The 24489-nt window shown below is 35.9% G+C and carries 21 protein-coding genes; 11 read left to right on the top strand and 10 right to left on the bottom strand.

Annotated features, from left to right (window positions below; all coding sequences use genetic code 11):
- Window positions 1-19: 19 nt before the first annotated feature.
- Both EGI05_RS16845 and uvrB read left to right on the top strand, forming a co-directional pair.
- Window positions 20-1489 carry a S41 family peptidase gene (locus EGI05_RS16845; RefSeq protein ID WP_123264178.1) on the top strand — a complete coding sequence of 490 codons (1470 nt, stop codon included), beginning with the start codon at window positions 20-22 and terminating at the stop codon, window positions 1487-1489.
- Between the two features lie 126 nt (window positions 1490-1615).
- A complete protein-coding gene (gene uvrB / locus EGI05_RS16840) occupies window positions 1616-3607 on the top strand; it encodes an excinuclease ABC subunit UvrB (protein WP_123264177.1) in 1992 nt (663 codons plus the stop codon).
- Between the two features lie 52 nt (window positions 3608-3659).
- On the opposite strand, the gene EGI05_RS16835 is transcribed toward uvrB, so the two are convergent.
- The 4 genes from EGI05_RS16835 to EGI05_RS16820 all read right to left on the bottom strand — a co-directional run bounded on the left by EGI05_RS16835 (window position 3660) and on the right by EGI05_RS16820 (window position 6541).
- Window positions 3660-3911, bottom strand: coding sequence for a DUF3820 family protein (locus EGI05_RS16835; protein ID WP_123264404.1), 252 nt, complete (start codon window positions 3909-3911; stop codon window positions 3660-3662).
- A gap of 13 nt (window positions 3912-3924) precedes the next feature.
- A complete protein-coding gene (locus EGI05_RS16830) occupies window positions 3925-5013 on the bottom strand; it encodes an AI-2E family transporter (protein ID WP_123264176.1) in 1089 nt (362 codons plus the stop codon).
- Complete coding sequence (locus EGI05_RS16825; protein WP_123264175.1) at window positions 5010-5747, bottom strand: DUF2189 domain-containing protein; 738 nt, start codon at window positions 5745-5747, stop codon at window positions 5010-5012. Before EGI05_RS16825 ends, EGI05_RS16830 begins: the two co-directional genes overlap by 4 nt.
- 71 nt (window positions 5748-5818) lie before the next feature.
- Window positions 5819-6541 carry a hypothetical protein gene (locus EGI05_RS16820; RefSeq protein WP_123264174.1) on the bottom strand — a complete coding sequence of 241 codons (723 nt, stop codon included), beginning with the start codon at window positions 6539-6541 and terminating at the stop codon, window positions 5819-5821.
- Between the two features lie 47 nt (window positions 6542-6588).
- On the opposite strand from EGI05_RS16820, the gene EGI05_RS16815 reads away from it, so the two are divergent.
- Both EGI05_RS16815 and EGI05_RS16810 read left to right on the top strand, forming a co-directional pair.
- Complete coding sequence (locus EGI05_RS16815; protein ID WP_123264173.1) at window positions 6589-7566, top strand: aminodeoxychorismate synthase component I; 978 nt, start codon at window positions 6589-6591, stop codon at window positions 7564-7566.
- Window positions 7550-8176, top strand: a complete 627-nt coding sequence (locus EGI05_RS16810) for an aminotransferase class IV (RefSeq protein WP_123264172.1) — start codon at window positions 7550-7552, stop codon at window positions 8174-8176. Before EGI05_RS16815 ends, EGI05_RS16810 begins: the two co-directional genes overlap by 17 nt.
- Here the strand turns inward: EGI05_RS16810 and menD are convergent.
- Window positions 8173-9849 carry a 2-succinyl-5-enolpyruvyl-6-hydroxy-3-cyclohexene-1-carboxylic-acid synthase gene (gene menD, locus EGI05_RS16805; protein ID WP_123264171.1) on the bottom strand — a complete coding sequence of 559 codons (1677 nt, stop codon included), beginning with the start codon at window positions 9847-9849 and terminating at the stop codon, window positions 8173-8175. The genes EGI05_RS16810 and menD overlap by 4 nt on opposite strands.
- Window positions 9850-9873: 24 nt before the next feature.
- Entirely contained in the window at window positions 9874-10764 is an 891-nt protein-coding gene (locus tag EGI05_RS16800; RefSeq protein WP_123264170.1) for a zinc-dependent peptidase, read from the bottom strand.
- Between the two features lie 66 nt (window positions 10765-10830).
- On the opposite strand from EGI05_RS16800, the gene EGI05_RS16795 reads away from it, so the two are divergent.
- Both EGI05_RS16795 and EGI05_RS18265 read left to right on the top strand, forming a co-directional pair.
- Window positions 10831-11781 (top strand): isopenicillin N synthase family dioxygenase, encoded by a 951-nt coding sequence (locus tag EGI05_RS16795; RefSeq protein ID WP_123264169.1) that lies wholly within the window; start codon window positions 10831-10833, stop codon window positions 11779-11781.
- A gap of 74 nt (window positions 11782-11855) precedes the next feature.
- Window positions 11856-12014, top strand: a complete 159-nt coding sequence (locus EGI05_RS18265) for a bacteriocin-like protein (RefSeq protein ID WP_449506043.1) — start codon at window positions 11856-11858, stop codon at window positions 12012-12014.
- 135 nt (window positions 12015-12149) lie between these two features.
- Here the strand turns inward: EGI05_RS18265 and EGI05_RS16790 are convergent, their stop codons facing one another.
- The gene (locus EGI05_RS16790) at window positions 12150-13196 is read right to left on the bottom strand and encodes a PA0069 family radical SAM protein (RefSeq protein ID WP_123264403.1); all 1047 of its coding nucleotides are present in this window, start codon (window positions 13194-13196) and stop codon (window positions 12150-12152) included.
- A gap of 123 nt (window positions 13197-13319) precedes the next feature.
- Window positions 13320-13514: a hypothetical protein gene (locus EGI05_RS16785; protein WP_123264168.1), complete on the bottom strand. Its 195-nt coding sequence runs from the start codon at window positions 13512-13514 to the stop codon at window positions 13320-13322.
- 175 nt (window positions 13515-13689) lie between these two features.
- Between EGI05_RS16785 and EGI05_RS16780 the strand changes: the two genes are divergently transcribed.
- Window positions 13690-14031 (top strand): hypothetical protein, encoded by a 342-nt coding sequence (locus EGI05_RS16780; protein ID WP_123264167.1) that lies wholly within the window; start codon window positions 13690-13692, stop codon window positions 14029-14031.
- Between the two features lie 17 nt (window positions 14032-14048).
- On the opposite strand, the gene EGI05_RS16775 is transcribed toward EGI05_RS16780, so the two are convergent.
- Complete coding sequence (locus EGI05_RS16775) at window positions 14049-16697, bottom strand: hypothetical protein (protein ID WP_123264166.1); 2649 nt, start codon at window positions 16695-16697, stop codon at window positions 14049-14051.
- Between the two features lie 37 nt (window positions 16698-16734).
- A complete protein-coding gene (locus EGI05_RS16770) occupies window positions 16735-17532 on the bottom strand; it encodes a DUF2797 domain-containing protein (protein WP_123264165.1) in 798 nt (265 codons plus the stop codon).
- An 82-nt stretch (window positions 17533-17614) separates the two neighbouring features.
- On the opposite strand from EGI05_RS16770, the gene EGI05_RS16765 reads away from it, so the two are divergent.
- The 4 genes from EGI05_RS16765 (at window position 17615) to EGI05_RS16750 (ending at window position 24467) form a co-directional block, all read left to right on the top strand.
- Entirely contained in the window at window positions 17615-18637 is a 1023-nt protein-coding gene (locus tag EGI05_RS16765; RefSeq protein WP_123264164.1) for a GDP-mannose 4,6-dehydratase, read from the top strand.
- Window positions 18638-18777: 140 nt separating this feature from the next.
- On the top strand, window positions 18778-18999 hold the full coding sequence (locus tag EGI05_RS16760) for a DUF2795 domain-containing protein (RefSeq protein WP_002662059.1): 222 nt from the start codon (window positions 18778-18780) through the stop codon (window positions 18997-18999).
- Between the two features lie 115 nt (window positions 19000-19114).
- Window positions 19115-22186, top strand: coding sequence for a preprotein translocase subunit SecA (secA, locus tag EGI05_RS16755; protein WP_123264163.1), 3072 nt, complete (start codon window positions 19115-19117; stop codon window positions 22184-22186).
- 145 nt (window positions 22187-22331) lie between these two features.
- Complete coding sequence (locus EGI05_RS16750; protein WP_123264162.1) at window positions 22332-24467, top strand: TonB-dependent siderophore receptor; 2136 nt, start codon at window positions 22332-22334, stop codon at window positions 24465-24467.
- Window positions 24468-24489 lie beyond the last annotated feature (22 nt).

The following is a 24489-nucleotide window of genomic DNA, read 5'->3' as shown; positions in this document are numbered from 1 at the left end:
AAAACAAATATATGAAACTATGAAAATCTTACGCAAAATATCCCTCCTGGTTTTGAGTGTTTTTTTATTATTTTCATGCCATCGGGATGATGATGACGCCACTACAACAGATATCAATGATTTTGTTTGGAAAGGGCTCAATTCCTGGTATTATTGGAAGTCCAATGTCCCTTTATTGGCAGATCAGGCATTTTCCTCAACTTCTGAGTATAAAAATTTTCTGAATAGTAAATCCCCAGACAATCTTTTTTACAGTTTACTGTATGATTATCCTAATAAAGATCGCTATTCCTGGATTGTAGATGATGTAGATGCTCTCCTACAAGGTTTTAACGGAATTTCAAAAAGCTCAGGAATCGATTTTACATTGTATTATAAAGACAGTGGGAATTACAACGTGGCAGGAATCATTAATTATGTTGTTCCCAATTCCCCTGCTTCACAGGCAGGATTATCCAGAGGGGAGATAATTGTTGCCGTCAATGGTTCGGACCTGACTATTAATAATTACCGTCAGTTGCTCAATGATCAGTTTTCATTATCCATCGCACAAAACGTTTCCGTATCCGGAAGCGGAGTAACAACATCAGGAATATCCAAAACAGTCTCTATTACAACAGCAGTTATTGAGGAAAATCCGGTAGCTTTTTATAAAACCTACTCACATAATAATAAAACTGTCGGTTATTTGGTCTATAATGGTTTTAAATCCAATTACAATGATGAATTAAATGCTGCTTTTGCCCAGATGAAACAGGACCAGATTACAGACTTGGTATTGGATTTACGATATAACGGAGGAGGATCTGTTGAAACAGCTATTGCCTTAGGACAGATGATTACCGGACAATTTACCGGAAGCCCTTATGTAAGGACAGACTTCAACGACAAGCATAACCAATATGACAAGACTGAAAGTTTTTCAAATAAAGTCAAATTATATTCATTAGTTAACGGAAACGCTCAACAAACAGGAGAACAAACTATCAACAGTCTTAATTTAAATAGTGTATATATCCTTACATCCGGTGGAACAGCTTCTGCCAGCGAATTAACTATCGATTGCTTATCACCTTATATCAATGTTGTTACAGTGGGTGCGGAAACATATGGGAAATTTGTTGGCTCCATCACTTTATTCGATTCGCCCAAACAGGATTTCACATCATACAGTGCAAGAAACAAGGGACACAACTGGGCAATGCAACCCATAACGTTTGCTTATTTCAATTCAAATAATAGTGCTCATCCCACAAAAGGTTTTATTCCTCAATATCCGATCAATAATTATGACAATTTCGGGAATATCAAAGAGTTTGGGAACCCAAGCGATCCAGCTCTTTCCAAAGCACTTTATCTCATCACAGGACACATATTCAAAACTTCGGTTCCTCAGGTAAGTTTTAGCCGTAGCCAAAGCTTTATTGCCAACAACAAGACTTTGAAAAGATTCGAAACGGAACTCTATATTCAGGATGTAAAAAAATAAGTTCCTTTTTAATTGCGAATTATTTTAATGAATATCATCAAAAGATGGAATTTTTAATAGGATTTTAAGAATATTTTATGGTAAGAGTTCTCTTCAGGACTCTTTTTTATTTTGTAAATTTGAGATATGAATTTCAAGCTTCAATCAGAATATCAGCCTACCGGAGATCAACCTCAAGCGATTAAAAAGCTTACAGAAGGTATAGAGATCGGTGAAAAATATCAAACCTTACTAGGAGTTACCGGATCCGGTAAAACTTTTACCGTTGCGAATGTTGTACAAAATGTTCAACGTCCAACGTTGGTTTTAGCACATAATAAAACGCTGGCGGCACAGCTTTTTATGGAATTTAAAGAATTTTTTCCGGAAAATGCAGTTGAATATTTTGTAAGTTATTACGACTATTATCAACCTGAAGCCTATATTGCCACTACAGGAACTTATATTGAAAAAGATCTGAGCATCAATGAGGAAGTAGAAAAATTACGTCTTTCCGCAACTGCCAGTTTGCTTTCTGGAAGAAGGGATGTTTTGATTGTTGCATCTGTTTCCTGTATTTATGGTATTGGAAATCCTACTGAATTTCATAAATCACTGATCTCGGTCGGAATTGGTGAAAAAATCACAAGAACCGCACTTCTACACTCGCTAGTTAATGCATTATATTCCAGAACATTAAACGAGTTTCAGAGAGGAACATTCAGAGTAAAAGGAGATGTAATTGATGTTTTCCCTGCATATGCAGATAATGCTATTAGAATTCAGTTTTTTGGGGACGAAATAGAAAAAATTCAGAGTTTTGATCCTGTTTCCGGAAATGTGATGTCCAATTTTGAACAGATTCAGATTTATCCTGCTAACCTTTTCGTAACATCAAAAGAAACTTTGAATGGAGCGATCAGGTCTATTCAGGATGATTTGGTAAAACAAGTTGACTTTTTTAATTCTATTGAAAAGCCGCTGGAAGCAAAACGTTTGCAGGAAAGGACAGAACTTGACCTTGAAATGATCAAAGAGCTTGGCTACTGTTCCGGAATTGAAAATTACTCAAGGTATTTGGACGGAAGACTACCTGGCTCAAGACCATTCTGCCTGATTGATTATTTCCCGAAAGATTTTTTAATGGTAATTGACGAAAGCCATGTAACTGTTCCGCAGGTTCATGCGATGTATGGAGGTGACCGAAGCCGAAAAGAAGCCCTTGTTGAATATGGCTTCAGGCTTCCCGCAGCAATGGACAACAGACCATTGAAATTTGATGAGTTTGAAAGCATGCAGAACCAGGTAATCTATGTTTCTGCAACTCCTGCTGATTATGAGCTGGAAAAAACCGGTGGTGCCTATATTGAGCAGATCATTCGACCGACCGGACTTTTAGACCCCGTTATTGAAGTAAGGCCGACACTGAATCAAATTGATGATCTGATGGAAGAAATCCAGAAAAGAGCGGATGTTGACGAAAGAGTTTTGGTGACTACTTTAACAAAAAAAATGGCAGAAGAGCTGACTAAATATTTCACGAAATTCGGGATCAGAACAAGATATATTCACTCTGATGTTGAAACATTGGAACGTATTCAGATTATGCAGGATCTGCGTTTGGGTCTTTTCGATGTTTTAATTGGGGTCAACTTATTAAGAGAAGGTCTCGATCTCCCCGAAGTTTCATTGGTTGCAATTTTAGATGCTGATAAGGAAGGAATGCTAAGAAGCAGGAGATCAATGATTCAAACAGTTGGACGTGCAGCAAGAAATATCAACGGAAAAGCGATCATGTATGCCGATAAGATCACAAAATCCATGCAGGCAACATTAGACGAAACCGAATACCGTAGAGCCAAGCAGATGCAATATAATGAAGAGCATGGTTTGGTTCCTCAAGCGTTGAATAAAAAGATCTCTGAAAGCCTTGTAGGCAGAAGCAAAGATTTCCCGGATGAAAAATATACTCAAAAGGAAATCCTTCAAAAGGTTGCCGAAGCCAAAGCAAATTATGCCACAGAAGATATCGAAAAGATGATTGAGCAAAAGCAAAAGGAAATGGAAGCTGCTGCAAAAAATCTTGATTTTATTAAAGCGGCAAAACTAAGAGACGAGATCGCGGCATTGAAAGAATAAAGTTAATGTCTATAAAATAGTTTCGGCGGCATCTTCGATGCCGCCGAAACTATTAAAATTTATAGGTTTTATTTTTCGGTTTTTCATAGCTTACGGCTCCCCGAATAGGAATCAGAAGATCCATCAAACCATTGAGCTTTATTTCATAAATGGTGGAAAGCTGCATTCCCAATTTTCCTTTAGGCATTCCTTTACGGTGAAACCATTCCAGGTAACTTACCGGCAAATCAGCCAAAATCGTTCCTTCATATTTACCGAATGGCATGGTAACGATGCATATTTCTTTTAAAATATCCGGGTTAATTCCTTCTGTCATTTTATACTATTAAATCAATTTTTTGTTCCAGTTCGTCATTGTCATCCGGAAGTTTGAGATCCGGCGTGTCATCATCAGAAAACTCGTTTCTGTATACCTGAATAAGAAGAAGGGTCAAAGAAATCAGAATAGGCCCGAAAATAAGCCCCATAAATCCGAATAAGTTCATCCCCATGATGATTCCGAAAACTGTATTCAACGGGTGAATATCTTCTAATTTCTTCAGCAAGGTAAAACGCAGTAAATTATCTGTCAGTCCTACTACAACAATACAATAAGCCGCCAGCCCAAGTCCGTGCCCTGTATCACCCTCTGCAATCATGAAGATACAGACAGGGACATATACAATGGCAGCCCCAACTACAGGTATCATAGACGCAGCAGCCGTTAAAGCAAAAAGCAATACCGGGCTCGGTGCTCCGAAAATAAAATATCCAACCAAAGCCACAACTCCCTGTCCAATTGCCACAACCGGAATCCCGATCGCATTTGCCATGATCAGTTTTCTCATCTTTTCTCCTATTAAGGAAACATTGGCTCTTTTCAACGGTGCAGATGATGTAAGGATTCTTTCAAACAGTCTCGGTTTTTCAAGCATGAAATATAAAATAAAGTACATGGAAATTATTACTGTAAGAGTATTGAATGTACTGCTAACCGCTGTGGTTGAAAATTTCCCGACAGAATCTTTCAGCTTAGCCATATTCTCTTTGCTTAATATATCAAAGCTTGTTTTTGAATAAATATAAGAGTGTATTTTCTCAAGAAATACATTGAATTTAGTCATATAAACCTGTGCGTTTCCCAATTTATCAATTAAAAGATCCGCAATAAAATAGATTGGAAGAATCAGAATGATCAAACTGGCAAGCATGAGCAAAAGTGAGGAAAGCCAAGGTTTCCATTTTTTTTCTTCCTGCAAATAAAAATTATACTTCCGGCAAACTACATAAATTGTGATCGCCCCTAAAACAGAAGGGATGAAAAGGGCAAGATTAAAACAGATCAACCCCGCCAATATCAGAATAATAGCAAGAAGAAATACTTGTTTTATAGCAATGCTGCTTATTTGTTTGTCTTTATTTATCATTTATGAAACATTATTTGTCTTGGTTTTCCTAAAAATGCACAATAAGCAGAATACATCACGGCCATAATAAAAGGCATTGTGATAATAATCCCAATGCAGCAGGCTAAAAAGCCGCAAACACTGAGCAACCCGCCTAAAAAAGAAACTCCGAGAAAAGTTCCATAATTTTCTTTGGCGACATTGAAAGATTTACTTATTGCATCAATGACCGAAGCATTTTCAAAAAGCAAAATAGGATAACCAATAAGGAAAAACGGAAATACAAAAATGAACGGCAAACCACACATCCCAAGTGAAATTCCCAGAATAATACTCGAAATGAGGCTATAAATAAGAATATTCACAAAATTTTGGCGATAACCGATGAACAGATCTGAAAACTCAATATCATTTTTAGTATTATACTTGTTGACCATATAAATCAACCCTACATACAAAGGAGAAAGAAGGATCCACAAAACATTGGATAAAGAATAATACAATCCTACTCCCGGTGAATTCCAATATCTGAAATGAGAATAGTCTCCGTCATAATCTTTCATTTCCCTAAAGCTGTTCCAGGAGTTGAATCCCGTAATAGACTGGATAAAGAAATCTCCTATCATATAGATGATCATGGCAACAATGGCATAAAGAAAAACTCCTTTATACATTTCAAAGGCATGCGAGAGAATTGATCCCGTATTTCTTTCAGGAACAGATCCTTGCTGATCAAATTCGTTAAATTCGGACATGGTGTTTAATTTTTTAATGTATACCAAATTTAATTTTTTTTGGCAAAACAAGCATTAAACTATGCCTAAATTTAATTTTTCTCCGAAAAAATAGACTTATAAAGAGAATAAATCATTGCATTCCAAAAAGGGAAAGTGAACAATCCTCCGATAAGAAATAAAGCAAATCCAAGATATTTAAAGAAAAACGCAACCAACACGCAGACAAATATTTCTATAAAATAGACTTTCAATGCTTTGAAGTTTAAGGATATGGCTTCAAATATTCTCTTATCCATAAAAAACATCAAGGGAGCAACAAATAAGGTGACACAAACCCAGATAACAGCTAAGAATACCGTTGGAACCGTAAACCTAAAGATAAAAAACCAAAATACATAATATCCGATATATCTAAAGAAGTTAAGCCCGTTATATCCTACTAAAAGATCTCCCAGTTCCAATTTTTCATTCAGATCTATTTTCCTGAAAATCTGAAAAAAACCTAAGTTTAGAGGATAAAGAAAAGTAGTAGTCAACATGATCGCCAATGACATCTTCTGGGTATTTTCATTAGCAGAAATCTGTACCAGTTTTTCCATATAGGCCTCAGTTCCCTGTTTCATGGCCGCAATTAATTCTTGGTTTTGTTCCCAGATCCCATATTTCCCGGCAAAAACAAAGAATACTGTAAGGAAAATCCCAAAATACATGATGGAAAACATCAGTTGAAAAATCAATGTTTTATTCCAGTAGAAAAAAGCCTGCTTCAATATAAAATCTATTCCCGGTTTCTGAGGATATTTATTCTGCATTTAAAAAATTTTGTGCAAAAGTAAACATCAATATCTATTTTTGCCGAATGTTTTCAATGAATCATACAAAATTTATAGAAATGGATGAACTTTCTCTTCAGCAAGTTCCTTATTTCTTCATCATTGATTTTCTTGGGGAAAATGTAGAAATCTATAAAGAAAACGAAATTAAAAAATCCGGTTTATTAATTGATTTTCAAAGCATTTCATCACAAAAAAACAAACACGCATTAAGTAAAAAAGTAGAATGGAAATCCTATCCGGAAACACTGGAAAGCTTCAAATCCGGATTTGACCTGGTACAAAAAAACATTCGGTTGGGAAATTCCTACCTAGTTAATTATACCAGAAAAACCAGAATTGAGACCAATTTAACGCTGGAAGAAATTTTTTATCATTCTCAGGCCAAGTATAAAGTATTTTATAAAGATTTTTTTGTATTTTTTTCTCCTGAAACATTTGTAAAAATTATTGACGGAAAAATTTTTACTTATCCGATGAAAGGCACTATTGATGCCTCTTTAGAAAATGCAGCGGAAATTTTAAAGAATGACAAAAAAGAAAAAGCCGAACATTATACGGTGGTAGATTTACTCAGGAATGATCTCAGCATGGTGGCAAATGAAGTAAAAGTAGATCAGTTCCAGCACATTGATTTCATCAAAACACAGCAAAAAGATCTCTTTGCCATGAGTTCTGAAATTTCAGGAAAAATAAAACCTGAGTTTGATGGCAAAATCGGAAGCCTTATGAGAAAACTGCTTCCTGCCGGTTCTATTTTAGGAGCCCCAAAACCAAAAACGTTGGAAATCATACTGGAGGCGGAAGGGTATAACAGAGGATATTATACCGGTGTGTGTGGCTGGTTTGATGGCAAGAATCTCGATAGCTGTGTCATGATCCGTTTTATTGAAAAAGAAAATAATACGTTATATTTCAAAAGTGGAGGTGGAATTACCCATATGAGCAAACTGGAGGACGAATATCAGGAAATGAAAAATAAAATTTATGTACCAATTCATTGAAAGCATTAAAGTAGAAGATCAGGAAATTTTCCTGCTGGATTTTCATCAAAAACGCATAGACCAGACTTTCGCCCACTTTGGGAAAGAAGCAACTATTGATCTGGGAAAGGTTTTCAAAAATCTGGATCATGATGAAGACGGCCTGTTCAAACTGAGAATCGTTTACGATCTGGATAAAAGGATCAGAACACAAATGATTCCTTATGCCATTCCTGAAATACAAGATTTTCAGCTGGTTGAAAACAACAGTTTCGATTATTCCTTTAAGTTTGAAGACCGTAAGGAATTGGATAAAATGAAAATGAAATCCAAAGCCGAAGAGATCATCATTGTAAAAAACAATCATATTACAGATACCTCTTTTTCCAATCTTTTATTTCTTAAAGGAAAAGAATGGTTCACTCCGAAAACTTATCTTTTGAATGGAGTTCAGAGACAGAATCTTTTAAAGCATAAAAAGATCAAAGAAGCGGAGATCACGCTACAAAACATCAAAGACTTCTCTCATTTTCAGATCATTAATGCTTTGAATGATTTTGACGATATGTTTATTTATCCTATTGACAGAATCATCAATTTACCTGGCAATGAAGAATATCTGGACCTTTAATTTTCCTTCATAAAATTGAAGTAAGCTTTCAGGACATCCGCACTATTCTTTCCGTATGTATTCACTTCCAATATCTTAGGTTGCACATCCGGTTTGAAAAAATTATCAAGAACTCTGTCTAAAGTAGGCTCATCTTCCACTTTGATATAGGAAAAACCAAAGTGTTTTGCCAGATGCTCTGCATTTTTATGATGCTTTGTCGCAATAAACTCATCCAGTGTATTCGGATTGGCATTTCCAGGCCCTGGAATAATTTTGAAAATATTTCCTTCTCCGTTATTGAAAATGATAATTCTTACAAAAGGAGGAATATACTGATTCCACAACCCGTTGATGTCATAAAAGAAGCTCAGATCTCCCGTAATCAATAAAGTCGGATTGGCGTTTTTAATCGCAAATCCCATTGCGGTGGAAGTAGAACCGTCAATTCCGCTGGTTCCTCTGTTACAATAGATTCTTCTTTTGCCAAAATCAAACAATTGCGCATATCTGATCGCCGAACTGTTGCTGAAATGAATATTATAGTTTTCCGGTATGGTTTGTGAAGCTTTATTAAAGAAATAAAAATCCGAGAATTCAACCATATTCAGGAATTGCAGATGTTTTGCGTCTTTTTTATCCCTCAGAACATCCCAAAGATTAAAATAAGGTTTAGGTTCAAGGCTAATGAATTTCAATAATTTAGAAAAGAATACTTCCGGTTTTACCTCAATTTTCTCAGTTAAAGAAAAATAAGTATCTGGTTGCCAAACCTCATCCAGATGCCAATGCTGCTTCGGACGGGCGCTTCTCAAAAACTGCTTTACTTTTTTGGAAACTACATTTTGTCCGATGGTAATTAATAAATCCGGAGCATATTTTTTGTAATCCTCTTCTGTGAAATTAAAAATATACCGGTCTATATTCTTGAAAAATTTCTCGTGATACAGATTGGAATTAGCCTCACTTAAAACAACCACCGAATGGTTTTTAACGAGCTGTGTAAGCTGGTTTTCCAACTCCGGGCTGTAATCTTTGGTCCCCACCAAAAGTAAAATTCTTTGGGAAGTATTCCAGTCTGCAACCAGGTTGGACGGAATTTCATACTCCTTATGTTTTATGGTTTTTTCAACTGTTGGGAAAGTCGGCAATTCCGAAACCAGCTCATACAAAGGTTCTTCCAAAGGAATATTGATATGAACAGGTCCTTGCTTTTCAAAACAAAGCTCGATCGCCTTTTTGATCGTATCAAAATTAATGTCTTCTGCATTCTCCTTGCTGTCTTCTAAGAGTTGGAAATCCCCGTAAGAATGCTGATGAAAAAGATTATTCTGGCGAATGGTTTGTCCATCAAAAATATCCACATAATCTGTTGGCCTGTCCGCAGTTAATATCAAAAGAGGTACATTCTGGTAAAAAGCCTCAGTGACAGCTGGATAATAATTTGCTGCTGCAGAACCACTTGTACAGGTAATCGCTACTGGTTTTTTTTCACTCATTGCCATTCCCATTCCCACAAAAGCAGCACTTCTCTCATCCACAATACTGTAACAGTTGAAACTGTCTATTTCTGAAAAATGGATCGCTAAAGGTGCATTTCTTGATCCCGGTGAAATGACAACGTCTGAAATTCCGTACTGTTGAAGGAGATGCGCAAGTATCTGAATACTTCTCTTAGAAGAATATTTTTTCATGCAGCAAATTTAGTTTATAAATACTTAATTTTGAAACCATTCTTCCCTATAATTAATCATTTCTTTCACAATTTCAAACAGCTCAGGGAATTTACTGCTGAATTCATGCGGAGTTTCAAAGAAATGTTCCAAAATCACTGAAATAAACTCACTATTATTCGTAAAAGCATATTCTCTGAAATACTCGGAATGGTAAAGCTGAGTATAGAATTCACGATCTTTTAGAATATCCAAAATTTTTCTGTATCCTGTTTCAAAATCATTTTCTGCCACTGTCTGGGAACGAAAGTTTTTCACTTTTGAAGAAGAAAGAATGGCATGTGAGAACTCGTGAATTCCAAGATTATAATTATTGTCATCAACTTTAATTCCTTCCCAAAAATGTTTCCATGAAAACACAATGATTTTCAGGTGGGGATTAAACTCACCTAAGTGATTATCTTTGGTAATATTGGAGAAATAATAGTCCGGATACAGTAGAATTGTTTTAAAGCTTTCGATGAGATAAGTGTACATTCCAAAAGTCAATTGTATATAACAAGATGCAATCAGAATTTTCTTTTCCTCATCCACTTCCACTCCTTGTCTTCCTATAATTTTATATTGTTCCAGAAAAACAGCCACTCTGTTATCAAAGCTTTTTTGAAAATCAGGTTTCAGTCTTCTATAAAATGAATAGTTCTGTTGAATTATATTCTTTTGAGGTGCCGAAAGTTTTTTTGGAAAAAAATGGTAATGAATATATTTAGGATTTCTTGATATTTTTTTTCTTGCCTCTTCAATTCCAAAAAACAGAGCTACAAAAAAGAGCGAAAAGCCTAATTGAAAGTAACTTTTGTTAACCCAAAACCAAAACAATGAAAACGCAATTACCGCTAAAACAGTTCCTAGAGTGCTTTTGAAAAAATTTTTCATTTTATTGTAATTGCTAACAAAAATAATTTAAAAAATGTATTTTAGCAGTACATTAAATTTCTAAAAATGGACAAAATACCTAGTGTAGACCTGCGTGATTTCCTTTCGGGTGACCCGGAACGCAAACAGAAATTTGTAAATGAAATCGGAAAAGCTTATGAAGAAATTGGTTTTGTTGCTTTAAAAGGCCATTTTCTTGATGACAAATTAGTAGATGAATTGTATGGAGAGGTGAAGAACTTTTTTGAACTTCCTGTGGAAACGAAGCAAAAGTATGAGATTCCCGGAATCGGAGGACAAAGAGGTTATGTTGGTTTTGGTAAAGAAACAGCAAAAGGCTTCAAAAAAGGAGACTTAAAAGAATTTTGGCACTTCGGGCAGTATCTGTCTGATGATTCAAAATATAAATCAGAGTATCCTGACAATGTAACCGTTGAAGAACTTCCAAAGTTCAACGAAGTAGGGAAAGAAGCTTACCAGATGCTTGAAAAAACAGGACAGTATGTATTAAGAGCTTTAGCTTTACACCTTGGTTTGGATGAATTCTATTTTGATGATAAAATTGCAGAAGGGAACTCTATTTTAAGACCTATCCATTACCCCCCGATCACAGAAGAGCCGGATGATGCCGTAAGAGCAGCAGCACATGGCGACATTAATCTTATTACCCTTCTAATGGGAGCTCAGGGAAAAGGGCTTCAGGTACAAAATCATAAAGGAGAATGGATTGATGCCATTGCAGAACCGGATGAATTAATGATCAATGTAGGAGATATGTTATCAAGACATACCAACAATAAACTGAAATCTACGATTCATAGAGTGGTTAATCCGCCAAGAGAATTATGGGGAACTTCAAGATATTCTATTCCTTTCTTTATGCATCCGGTGAGCGAAATGTCTCTTAACGCACTGGAAAATTGCATAGATGAAAATAATCCGAAATTATATCCGGATACAACTGCCGGAGAATTTTTACACGAGAGATTAATAGAGCTCGGATTGATAAAAAAATAATTATAAGAAAGTATTATTAATATCAATTTTTAATCATATCTTTACTTTTGTATCACATTTTAAATTAAAACAATATGAAAAATTTAAAAAAACTAAGTAAAGGCCAGTTAAAAAGTATTTCCGGAGCAGGACTTACATTACCTCCAGAAGATTTCTGTATGTACTACTGCAATGGGGTTGTAATTTGTGCAACATGCAGTGATAAGTTTACTTGTCCGGATGACACTATGTAAATTGATATTTGTAGTCTGACATTATAAAAACCGTTCCAAAAAGGAACGGTTTTCTTTTTTAATTACCCACACAATTTCACAGGTTTTCAGTGAGAAATAACATCTGAAAATCTATGTGATCTGTGAGAAAATATTCTAATCAAACAATCTTAACTGCTGATCTTTCGCTCCGGTAAAGTTGGTTGTAGAAAGTTTTGGAAACTCATTCCCGTCAAAATACTTTTTCCTTCCGATTTTAAAAGTATTGTGAATCATTTCTGCAATATTTCCTTCTCCTTTTTGCCTGTCAAAATACCTTTTCTCCCCCAGCTTCCCTCCTCTCATGGAACGGATCAGGTTTAATACCTTCTGCGCACGATCCGGAAAAAAGGTTTCGATCCACTGTACGAAAACCGGCTCTACTGTATCATTCAATCTCACTAAGGTATATCCAAAACTTTGTGCTCCGGCTTCTGAAATGGCTTTTAAAATCGCTAGTGGCTCATCACTGTTGAGCCCGGGAATGATTGGCGCAACCATCACATTCACAGGTATTTTATTCTCTGATAGAATTTCAACAGCCTTTAATTTATTTTTAGCTGAACTCGTTCTCGGTTCCATTTTTCTTCTCAGCTCTTCATTAATGGTAGGAATGCTTAAAGAAACAGAAACCAGATTCTGTTCAGCCAGAGGTTGTAAAATATCAAGATCCCTTAAAACTAATGCATTTTTTGTCAGGACATTGACAGGATGTCTGTAATCAAGACACACTTGCAGTATTTTTCTGGTAATCTCAAATTGCCTTTCCGCAGGTTGGTAGCAATCTGTATTTCCGGACAATAAAATTGGAGCCGGTTTATAACCTCTTTTCTGGAAAAATTTCTCCAAAAGTTCCGGTGCATTTTTCTTCACCATGATCTTTCTTTCAAAATCAATTCCGGCACTATATCCCCAATATTCATGGGTGGGTCTGGCAAAACAATAGGAACAACCGTGCTCACATCCCTGATAAGGATTCATGGAATACTCCATCGGCAAATCTTCGCTTTTCACCTGATTCACAATGGTTTTCGGGAACACTTCTGTGAAAGACGTTTTTACCGTTTCGAAATCTTCATCTTCTGGTTCATAGGTATACCGGTCGAAACGATTGACCACGTTTCGCTGCGCACCTTGTCCTTTTATGAAATTTTCGTTCTGCATTTCTGATGTAAAATTAGAATGGAATAATTTGAAAATAATGAGTTTTAACACTAAAGTTTTCCACAAAAAAATCCAACCCTTTCAAAAGCGTTGGATATAACATAAATTAAATATATTTTTTTACTACTTCAGCGCATAAAATTCAACGCCATGATAATCCTCATCATAATGTTTCCCATCAAAGTGTCTGTGATAATCTGAATAACTATCACTATATTTTTTATCTTTTCTATGTAAAATTTTTTTAATTCCCAAAAAACTTAATACTGCCAAAAGACCAACTCCTCCTGCCAGTAATACTCCAACTTCTTTTTTCATATTTTGTTCGATTTATTGATAAGGCTATTGCAAAAAGCATACCTATTCCAATTTCAGCAATTATAAATTTTGTTAACATTAGCCTCTTTTTTTAAGAATTGTATAATTTCTTTCTTTGATGCAATTCCATTCATAATGGTTTAATTATTGTAGTATTTTTGCCAAAAATAATCCAATGAATAGTTCAGAAAAAATGACCACTCTTAGTCAGGTAATGGAAAAGTTATCGCAACGAGGAATTAAACGAGAATTCAGAATGAATGAATCCGGCGAAATGAAGCTTGAAAACTCCGGTAAAAATTATCTTCCTTCGGATCTAAACGTTCTCAAAACATACCGTTTTGAAGGAGATAGCAACCCGGACGACAATGTAGTGCTTTATATTGTAAAAGATCTTGATGGTAATATGGGGATGATCATTGATTCTTATGGTGCAGACAGCAATTATCCCGGACAGAATTTTGACACTTTTTTACGAGATATTCCTATTCAGGAAAGTGATGAGTTCAACTTTTAAGATATTAAAACCCGAAATTATTCTGTTTCGGGTTTTTCTTTTTTATTGAATATTCCTTTAAACAATCCTTTTTTCTTTTTTTCCTCTTTTGGAGCAGATTCTTTCTTGTTTTTTACTTCCTCTTTAAGCTCTTTTACGGATTGCTTCATATCTTTTACAGCAGAAACCGTATTTTTCACAGATTCTTCCGTTTTATCGACATTCTTTCCTATGAGGGTCTTTTTGAGTCCGCTTTCAATTCCTTTCCAGAATAAATTAAAGAAAGATTTGGTGGGATCTCGTGGAATATTTTCCACCTTTACATCTTCAGGAAGTCTTCCTGAATTGGATCGCACCACCAGATTGGCAATGGCAGTAAGTACTCCTTTCTTTTCACGATTGTTCTTATCAAGAATAGCAACTTTCAGATCTTTATGCTTAAGGTTGAATGTTCCGTTCAATCCTGCAGGATTACCCCTGAAATTGAACAGCATTTCCTGAATGGTTCCTGTTGCTGTTACATGAAGATATGGACGGATAAAAGGGTTAATTCCCTGAGCGGGAAGATTGAGCGTTCTCCCTGAAATAGTAAAGACATCTCTCTGATCCGCTACGTCAAAATTCCAGTTTACGGATAAAGGAGCAAGGTTCATGAAGGAACAATTGATCTTAATATCTACACGGGTAGGTTTTCCTTTGGTTTTTGCGGAATTCAGGTTTTTGACATTCATGTTGAAATTACTGAATGTCAGTTTTCCGGGACCTGCACTTTCAGGAGTATCTTCTTCATAGACCAGTTTAGAGTTCTTAAGATCCAGCATATTAATTGTGACCGGAAACTTGATGGAGCGGAGCATCCTTGAGTATAAAGGCTTCTCTTTCGGGTCATCTTTAGGGATTTTACTTCGGAATATAACAGCATCTGCTCCCTGGATTGTAACATTGGACGCATTAATAAACTTATTCTGAGAAAAGAGATCCCAACTTCCATCTGCTGTTACCTGATTGGCCGTCAGATCATATAAATCTCTTTCTACAGGTATCATTTTGATAAACTGTGCTCTCGAAACGAGAGGTTTCATAGCAAAATTATTGACCTGTACTTTATTTTTATTTAGCTTTAAAAGCCCGACACTCATGTGATAGAACTTTGTTTTATAGGCAAAGTTTTTTGTGGTAAGGAAATAATCTTTGATCTTCAGATCCATCCCGGTTTTATTCGCCTTTTCCAGTAATTCAATATCATTGATGGTTGCGTTCAGGTCATTAAACGCTAAAGGCTGTGCTCCTTTGTCATAAACAACATTCGAATTTTTCAGTGTCACTTTTCTTATGATAATGGGAAACTGGATACCATTCAGGTTTACTTTTTTATCTGATTTTACGGTTCCTCCTTTAATGGTTCCGTTGACATTACTTACCAAAACATCTTTAACATCCAGATTCAGTTTCTTATCAAGAAACTCCCATTTATTAATATTAAAAGCAATTTGTGCTGCTGTAAGATTCATGGATGTTTTTCCCTGTGCATCTCCATTTGGAATAATGGAAATATTTCTCATTTCTCCGCTTTTCGGATTTAATGCAATGCTTTCCGCATTGATATCCTGATGATTGGAAAAATGAATATCTTTCCCGGAAAACCGGAAATCTTTATAACCCACCGGAATCACATTCTCCATTGTTTCCTTGTCAAGCTTCAATTGATTGACATTGACATTCAGGTTTCTGGCAAAAAATAATTTATTCCCATCCGGCTTTAGGATCTGAACTGTGGCATTATTTAATCGTATATCATCCAGATTCACCTCATATGAAAATGGCTTATCCGATTTTTTCACAGCTGCATGTGTTGTATAAACGGATAGCACGGGATTCTGAAAATCTGCGTTTGCCAAAGAAACTCTGTTTTTCTTCAATACCACATCTTTAAAATCCATTTTTTGAATATCAAACTGAAATAATTTTGGCTTTTGAGGATAAAACCTTTTGAATTGCGCAAAGGTCAATAAAGGTATCAAACGGAAATTTTCCACAGACATTTGTCCATTTGAAGTGGTAATTTTATCAATTTTCAATGCATATACATTGTCCGGACGAAAGAAGAATCTTTTTCCTTTGATATCATATTTGTCAAAAACAACCGGCAATTTATTTTCTACCGATTCCTCTGTCATTTGAAGATTTTCAACAAATAAATCCAGCTGTTCTACTGAAAGAAATTTTTGTTTAGTATGTCTGAAAATATTAATGATCCCATTGTTGATCCTGATATTTTCAAACAATACCGGGTTTCTTTTTTTTCCGGTTTTATGATCAACAGGTCTGGCAAGAATAACATTTAAATTTGGACTTGCCAGTAATAAATCCGAAGAATTGATCTGTTTATTGAAAATAACATCATATATCCCAAAACGACTGATCTTCAAGGTATCAATAGTTCCCTGAAGACCAATTACATTGATATTTTGGGGATTTTTACTATTTACCGAGATCCCTGTAGAAACAATATTCCCTGTTCCGAGATCAACGTCCAGTGTTTTGTAAGAAACTTTATAATCTGTATTATTTTTTATGTAATTCGGAAGTTGAGTTTTCAGCCAGATATTTAATCCGAAGTTGGCCAATAAAAAAATTATTAACAAAACTCCCAATCCTATTAATGACTTTTTCACCCATTTCTTCATAATTTGTGATTTAGTGATTTACATTTTAAATATATGATTAATTTTTTACATCCAAACTAATCACATATCCCTCATGTCCTCTCACATTGATAAAATCGCCACCTTCAAATCCTAAATATTGTCCTTTTATGCCCGTTAATCTCCCCGTAAACTCAGGTTTTTTGTCCAGTGTAAAAGAATTTACTTTTGAAGGCTTTTCAAAAGGATAGTCGAATTTCCACAGGTTTTCTCCCTCGCTGTAGAATCTCTGAAAATCTTCCGGAAAATATTGTTTGACTTTTTGTTGGAAATCCGCCAGATCTATTTCATCTTCAAGATCATCCTGAAGCATTTTTTTCCAACTTGTTTTATCCGGAACATGCTGTTTTAGGGCAACTTCTATCATTCCTGCTTCATAACGGTTCTCCGTTCTTGCAATCGGCAAAGCAAAAGTAGCTCCCTGATCAATCCATCTTGTCGGGATCTGTGTATTTCGGGTTACTCCAACTTTTACTTCTCCTGTATAAGCTAAATAAACGGTATGAGGCTGCAGCTGTATTTCTTTTTCAATTTCCAAATCACGCTCAGCAACACCCAGATGAGCTGTAGAAAGCTCGGGACGAATAATAGTATCACTTGCATAAGGGCTTTCAAAAAAGCAGTTTTTGCAGAAACCCATTCTGTAAATGGGCTTATTTTCCCCACAGTTTACACATTGAAACCCGATATGTTTTATAGTCAATTCTTTTCCAAATAGCTCGTTCATATGGATCAGATCACCGGAAAGATTAAGGTAATATTGGATCGGCTGATCATCATAACTGGTCATTTTTAAAATTTGCCCTTCAAATTGCATGTCTATTTACTTTTTTAAGTAAATTTAATGATTATATTTTCAATAAGTAAATTTTATATTTTTGCGCTATAAAAAATCACAGATGGTTTATCTTGTAACAGGAGGAAGCGGTTTTATTGGTTCTCATTTGGTAGAACAGCTATTGAAAAATGGACATTCTGTCATAAACATTGACAACTTTGATAATTTTTATAATTATGATATAAAAATTAAAAATACCTTAGAATCTGTCAGAAAGTCTACCGATTTTGAATTTTCAGATAAGGAAACGGACATTGAAAAGCTTATTTTTCTTTCAAAATCTAACAATTATACCCTTTACTACCAAGATATCCGGGATAAAAACGGGCTTGAAAAAATCTTCAAAGCTCATCAAATCGATATGGTGATTCATTTGGCGGCTCTTGCAGGAGTCCGTCCTTCTATTGAAAGGCCTTTGGAATATGAAGAGGTGAATATCCGCGGAACCATGAATCTTTGGGAATTATGCAAAGAGCATGGCATTAAGAAATTCATTTGTGCCTCATCATCAAGTGTTTATGGAAACAACGAAAAGATTCCTTTTGCTGAAACCGATAATGTAGACAATCCTATTTCCCCTTATGCGGCAACAAAAAAGTGTGGAGAAATTCTGGGCCATGTTTATCATCAATTATATAATATTGATATGATCCAGCTTAGATTTTTCACTGTCTACGGGCCAAGGCAAAGACCTGATCTGGCGATTCACAAGTTCACAAAGCTTATTGCTGAAAATCAGGAAGTCCCTTTCTACGGGGATGGAACTACGGCAAGAGATTATACTTATATTGATGATATTATTGATGGGATTACCAAATCTATTATCTATTTAGAGAACAATTCCAACATTTATGAGATCATCAATCTTGGCGAAAGTGAAGTGATCAATTTATCCGAAATGCTTTCTACTATTGAAAGTACTCTTGACAAAACGGCCACAAAAAAAGTATTGCCGATGCAGCCCGGAGATGTGCAGAAAACCAACGCTGACATTACAAAAGCGAAGACTTTAATTGGCTACCATCCAGACACCCACTTCCAAAATGGCATAAAAAAATTTGTGGAATGGTTTTTGAGAAAATGACATCGTGAATGTGCTGGCACAGTTGGTAAGGCTGACTGTAGCACATTATCAACAAAAATTAATAAAAAGAATTGAAAATCAAGCATAAAAAAGTTTATTTTATAACCTATTTTTATACTTTTGCAAAAAATTAGAAAATTATGTACTGGACATTAGAATTAGCTTCATACTTAAGTGACGCACCTTGGCCAATGACAAAAGCAGAGCTTATTGATTATGCAATCAGAACTGGTGCACCTATGGAAGTTGTAGAAAACCTTCAGGCAATCGAAGACGAAGGAGAAATTTATGAATCCATTGAAGAAGTCTGGAGTGACTATCCAACGGATGAAGATTTCCTTTGGAACGAGGACGAATATTAAAAACTGCTAAAAGCTTTAGGCAATATGCTTAGAGCTTTTTAGATATATCATCACACATTAAGTGTAATAATTAAAAACGCTCAGAACTGAAGTTTTGGGCTTAAATCAAAATTTTATGAGTTTTTTAAACAAAGTTCTTAAAGGGTTTTTGGGAGACAAGAAAGCGCAGGACCTGAAAGAAGTAAAAAAAGTTGTAACAAAAATCAAAGCTGTTGAGCCCGCTATTCAGCAATTGTCTGATGATGGTTTGAGAGAGAAAACCGCTGAATTTAAAGAAAACATAAAATCAGCCACCAGCAAAATAACAGCGCAGATAGAACAGATAAAAGAGCAGATCAAAAACTCAACCAACGTTGATGAAAAAGAAGCTCTTTTCTCAAAGATTGAATCTCTGAAGAAAGAATCATACGAAATCGAAGAAAAAGTTCTTAGCCAAACCCTTCCTGAAGCTTTTGCCTTGGTGAAAGAAACAGCAAGAAGATGGGCTGAAAACGGAGAAATCCGTGTAAAAGCCACTGATTGGGACAAAGAATTGGCAGCAACTAAAGATTTCGTTGAAATCCAGGGAGACACAGCTGTTTGGAAAAACTCATGGGATGCAGCAGGAACTCCTGTTGTTTGGGACATGGTACATTATGATGTTCAGTTTATCGGTGGGGTTATTCTTCACAGCGGTAAAATTGCCGAGATGGCAACCGGGGAAGGTAAAACATTGGTAGGAACATTGCCTATTTTCTTAAATGCCCTTCCTGGAAGAGGTGTTCACGTCGTAACCGTGAATGACTACTTAGCAAAAAGGGACTCTGCCTGGATGGGACCTCTTTACCAATTCCACGGCATGTCAATTGATTGTATCGACAATCACCAACCGAACTCAGACGGAAGAAGAAAAGCATATAACTCAGACATCACTTATGGAACGAATAATGAATTCGGTTTCGATTACCTGAGAGACAACATGGTAACTTCACCTTCGGAACTGGTACAAAGAGAATTAAACTTTGCTATTGTGGACGAGGTAGACTCCGTATTGGTAGATGATGCAAGAACACCGTTAATTATTTCCGGACCTGTTCCTCAGGGAGACAGACAGGAATTTGATGTTCTTAAGCCTTCTATCGACAGAATTGTTGAAGTTCAGAAAAGAACTGTTTCTACGATCTTTAATGAAGCTAAGAAACTGATTGCTGCCGGAAATACAAAAGAAGGTGGATTCAAATTGCTTCAGGCTTACAGAGGTCTTCCAAAAAACAGACAATTGATCAAATTCTTGTCTGAAAGCGGAAACAGAGCGTTGCTTCAAAAAACAGAAGCTCAATACATGCAGGATAACAACCGTGATATGCCGATCGTAGATAAGGATCTGTATTTCGTGATTGATGAGAAAAACAATCAGGTTGATCTTACAGACAAAGGAATCGACTATATGTCTCAGGGGAATGAAGATCCAAATTTCTTTGTTCTTCAGGATATAGGAACTGAAATCGCTGAGCTGGAAGCTAAAAATTTATCCAAGGAAGAGGAATTTGAGGCTAAGGAGAGACTTTTCTCTGACTTTGCTGAAAAATCCGAACGTGTTCATACCATGAGCCAATTATTAAAGGCTTATACTCTATTCGAAAAGGATGATGAATATGTAGTTATTGACGGTGAAGTAAAAATCGTAGATGAGCAAACAGGGCGTATCATGGAAGGACGTCGTTACTCTGACGGTCTTCACCAGGCTATTGAAGCTAAGGAAAATGTAAAAATTGAGGCAGCAACTCAAACATTTGCCACCATTACCCTTCAGAACTATTTCCGTATGTACAATAAACTTGCGGGAATGACGGGTACTGCTGAAACTGAAGCAGGAGAACTTTGGGAGATCTACAAATTAGATGTGGTAGTAATTCCAACGAACCGTCCTATTTTAAGACATGACAGACAGGATTTAGTTTACAAAACTAACCGAGAAAAATATAATGCCGTAATTGAAGAAATTGAAAAATTAACCTCAGTAGGAAGACCTGTTCTTGTAGGTACTACTTCTGTTGAAATTTCTCAATTATTATCAAAAGCGCTTCAATTAAGAAAAATTCCACATCAGGTATTGAACGCAAAACTTCACAAGAAGGAAGCTGAAATCGTTGCAGGAGCAGGACAGCCTGGAGTGGTAACGATTGCAACCAACATGGCGGGTCGTGGTACGGATATTAAGCTTTCCAAAGAAGTGAAAGAAGCAGGTGGTTTAGCGATCATCGGTACTGAAAGGCACGATTCAAGACGTGTTGACAGACAGCTTAGAGGTAGAGCGGGACGTCAGGGAGACCCGGGAAGTTCTCAGTTCTATGTTTCTTTGGAAGATAATCTGATGCGTTTATTCGGTTCTGAAAGAATCGCGAAAATGATGGACAGAATGGGTCATAAAGAAGGAGAAGTTATTCAGCACTCCATGATCACCAAGTCTATTGAAAGAGCACAGAAGAAAGTAGAAGAAAACAACTTCGGAATCAGAAAGAGACTTCTTGAATATGATGATGTAATGAATAAGCAACGTGACGTTATTTATAAGAGAAGAAAGAATGCCTTATTCGGAGATCATTTGAAATATGACATCACGAATATGATTTTCGATGTTGCCAACTCTATTGTAGCAAAAGGGAAAGCTTCAGGAAACTTTAAAGATTTTGAATTCGATATCATCAAGAATTTCACTATGGAATCTCCAGTTTCCGAAAGTGATTTCAAAAATAAGAACATTCAGGATCTTACCAACATTCTTTTCAAAGCGGCTCAAGAAGATTATCAAATGAAACTGAACCTTTTAAAAGAAAAATCATTCCCTATTATTGAGAATGTTTATCAGAACCAAGGTTCAATGTTTAAAATGATCCAGGTTCCTTTCACAGACGGACATAAGACCATGACCATCGTTACAGATTTGAAAGAAGCTTACGAAACACATTGTGAAAGTTTGATCAACGATTTCGAAAAGAATATCACTTTAGCAATTATTGATGAGAACTGGAAGCTTCACCTGCGTGAAATGGATGATTTGAGAAGATCTTCACAAGGTGCAGTATACGAGCAGAAAGATCCGCTTGTTATCTATAAACAAGAATCTTTCCACTTATTCAGTGAGATGATCGACAAATTAAATAAAGAAATTATTTCTTTCTTGTATAAAGGAGAAATTCCTGCATAAGAAACAATAATTATGAAATATTGCCCGCTTCAACTTCGTTGAAGCGGGCTTTTTATTATTTACCGTATAATAATTATATGATAAATATCAATCATATAATTTATTTAGAATAATTAAAAACAATATATTTGCAAAAAAAAGTTTCATGAAAAATGTACTGATCTGTGCCTCTCTGTTAGGTTCTATCGTGGTTTTCTCGCAAGAAAGGGATACTATCCAATCCAATGATATTGAAGAAGTAGTTGTAAACGGAAAATATTATAAGAAGTATGTAGAGAAAGAAGGATCTTCTTCTCTTCGCTTGGATGAAGAGCTAATTAAAATTCCACAAAACATTTCAATCATTACTAACAGAGCCTTGGAAGATCAGCAGGTGACAACTTTAAGTGATGGCGTTCTTAGGAATGTTGCAGGGGCACAAAGATTGGAACACTGGGGAGATATGTACACCAGAGTGAACATGAGAGGTTCCAGAGCAGCAGCATTCATGAATGGAGTTAATGTAACTTCCAACTGGGGACCACTAAGTGAAGATATGAGCTATGTAGATCATATTGAATTCATCAAAGGCCCTTCAGGTTTCTTAATGTCCAACGGAGAACCAAGTGGTATCTATAATATCGTTACTAAAAAACCAACAGGACAATCTTTCAATGGAACAGCGAGAGTGACATTAGGAAGCTTCAATATGTACAGAGGAGAAGCTGACATTGATACAAAAATTACTGATAAAGTTTTCTTCAGGTTAAACTTAATGGCTCAAAACAAAAAAAGCTTCAGAAAGTATGAATTTAATGACAGATATATCATTAATCCATCATTAAGAGTTAACCTTTCCGACAAAACTACTTTAACTACAGAATACATCTACCAGAAAGCAAGAATGTCTGAAGTAGGTTCAGCTTATGTATTCAGCTTTGACGGATACGGAACAAAACCAGTAGATTACACTATTTCTGATCCGGGCATTGCTCCAACCAATGTAGATAATCATACAGTAAATGTAAACTTACAGCATAAATTCAACGAAAACTGGAAATTAACATTTCAATTAAGCTATATCAATGAATATACTTTGGGGAGTGATATCTGGCCAAGTTCATTTACACCGGACGGAAACATGATCAGAGCGCTTTATTTCTGGGAAGCAAGCAATGTGATGAAATTCGGGCAGGTGTTCCTAAACGGATACGCTAAAACAGGCGCTGTATCACATAAAATATTAACAGGATTAGATCTTGGTTCAAAAAAATATTTGGCAGACTGGAATCAGGGAGGAGCTTTAGATACTGCGGCTAATCCTTTTAACATTCACTCTACCACCTATACTCCGCCAAGTAATGGTTATCCTACTTTTGACGGAAGTACTCCTTTGGTACAGAGAGCTACTCCTTACGGGACAATTGAACAAAACTATACCGGCTTATATGTCCAGGATGAGCTGGGGTTCTTTGATGATGCTTTAAGAGTTACCCTTGCAGCACGTTATACTACAGTTAAAGAGAATTCTTATGGCTCCGAAGCTGAAGCAGAAAAAATCACACCTCGTTTAGGAATCAGCTATTCTATTGATGCCAACACTTCAGTGTATGGTTTATATGACCAAGCATTCGTTCCTCAAGCAGCTATTTTCAGAAATGGTGAGATCGCAAAACCAATTACCGGAAACAATTTAGAAGTTGGGGTAAAAAGAGATTGGTTTGGTGGAAAATGGAATACAACATTATCGGTTTATAATATCCTGAAGAGAAATGCAACAACAGCTGATCCCACAAATACCGCTAATGAACAATTTTCAATTGTACTTGGAAAAACAAGAGTACAAGGAGTGGAATTTGACTTAAAGGGGGAAATTACCAAAGGATTTAACGCCATCTTTAATTATGCATTCACAGAAAATAAAGTTACTGAATCTAACGATCCGACCAACAATCCGGTAGGAATGAGAGTTCCAGGGTACGCAAAACATACGGCAAACGGATGGTTGAATTATACCTTCATCAATGGACCTTTAGAAGGAGTGGGCTTAAGTTTCGGAGGAACTTATCTTGCTGACAGAAGCACATGGGCATGGGCAAGTACGAGTGCACAGATTGATATGGATGACTATGTGAAGTTTGATGCCGGTCTTTCCTGGGAGAATACTAAATTCAGAGTGGGCTTGAATGTGTTTAATGTGTTCAACAGATATTTATACTCTGGCTCTCCTTACGGTGCTTATTACTATTATCAGGCAGATGCTCCAAGAAACTGGAGATTATCATTAGGATACAAATTTTAATATTATAAAAAGAAAGTTAGCC

This window comes from Chryseobacterium daecheongense, assembly GCF_003729955.1.
Classification (GTDB): Bacteria; Bacteroidota; Bacteroidia; order Flavobacteriales; family Weeksellaceae; genus Chryseobacterium; species Chryseobacterium daecheongense.
This window is presented reverse-complemented; position numbering and strand designations above follow the sequence as displayed.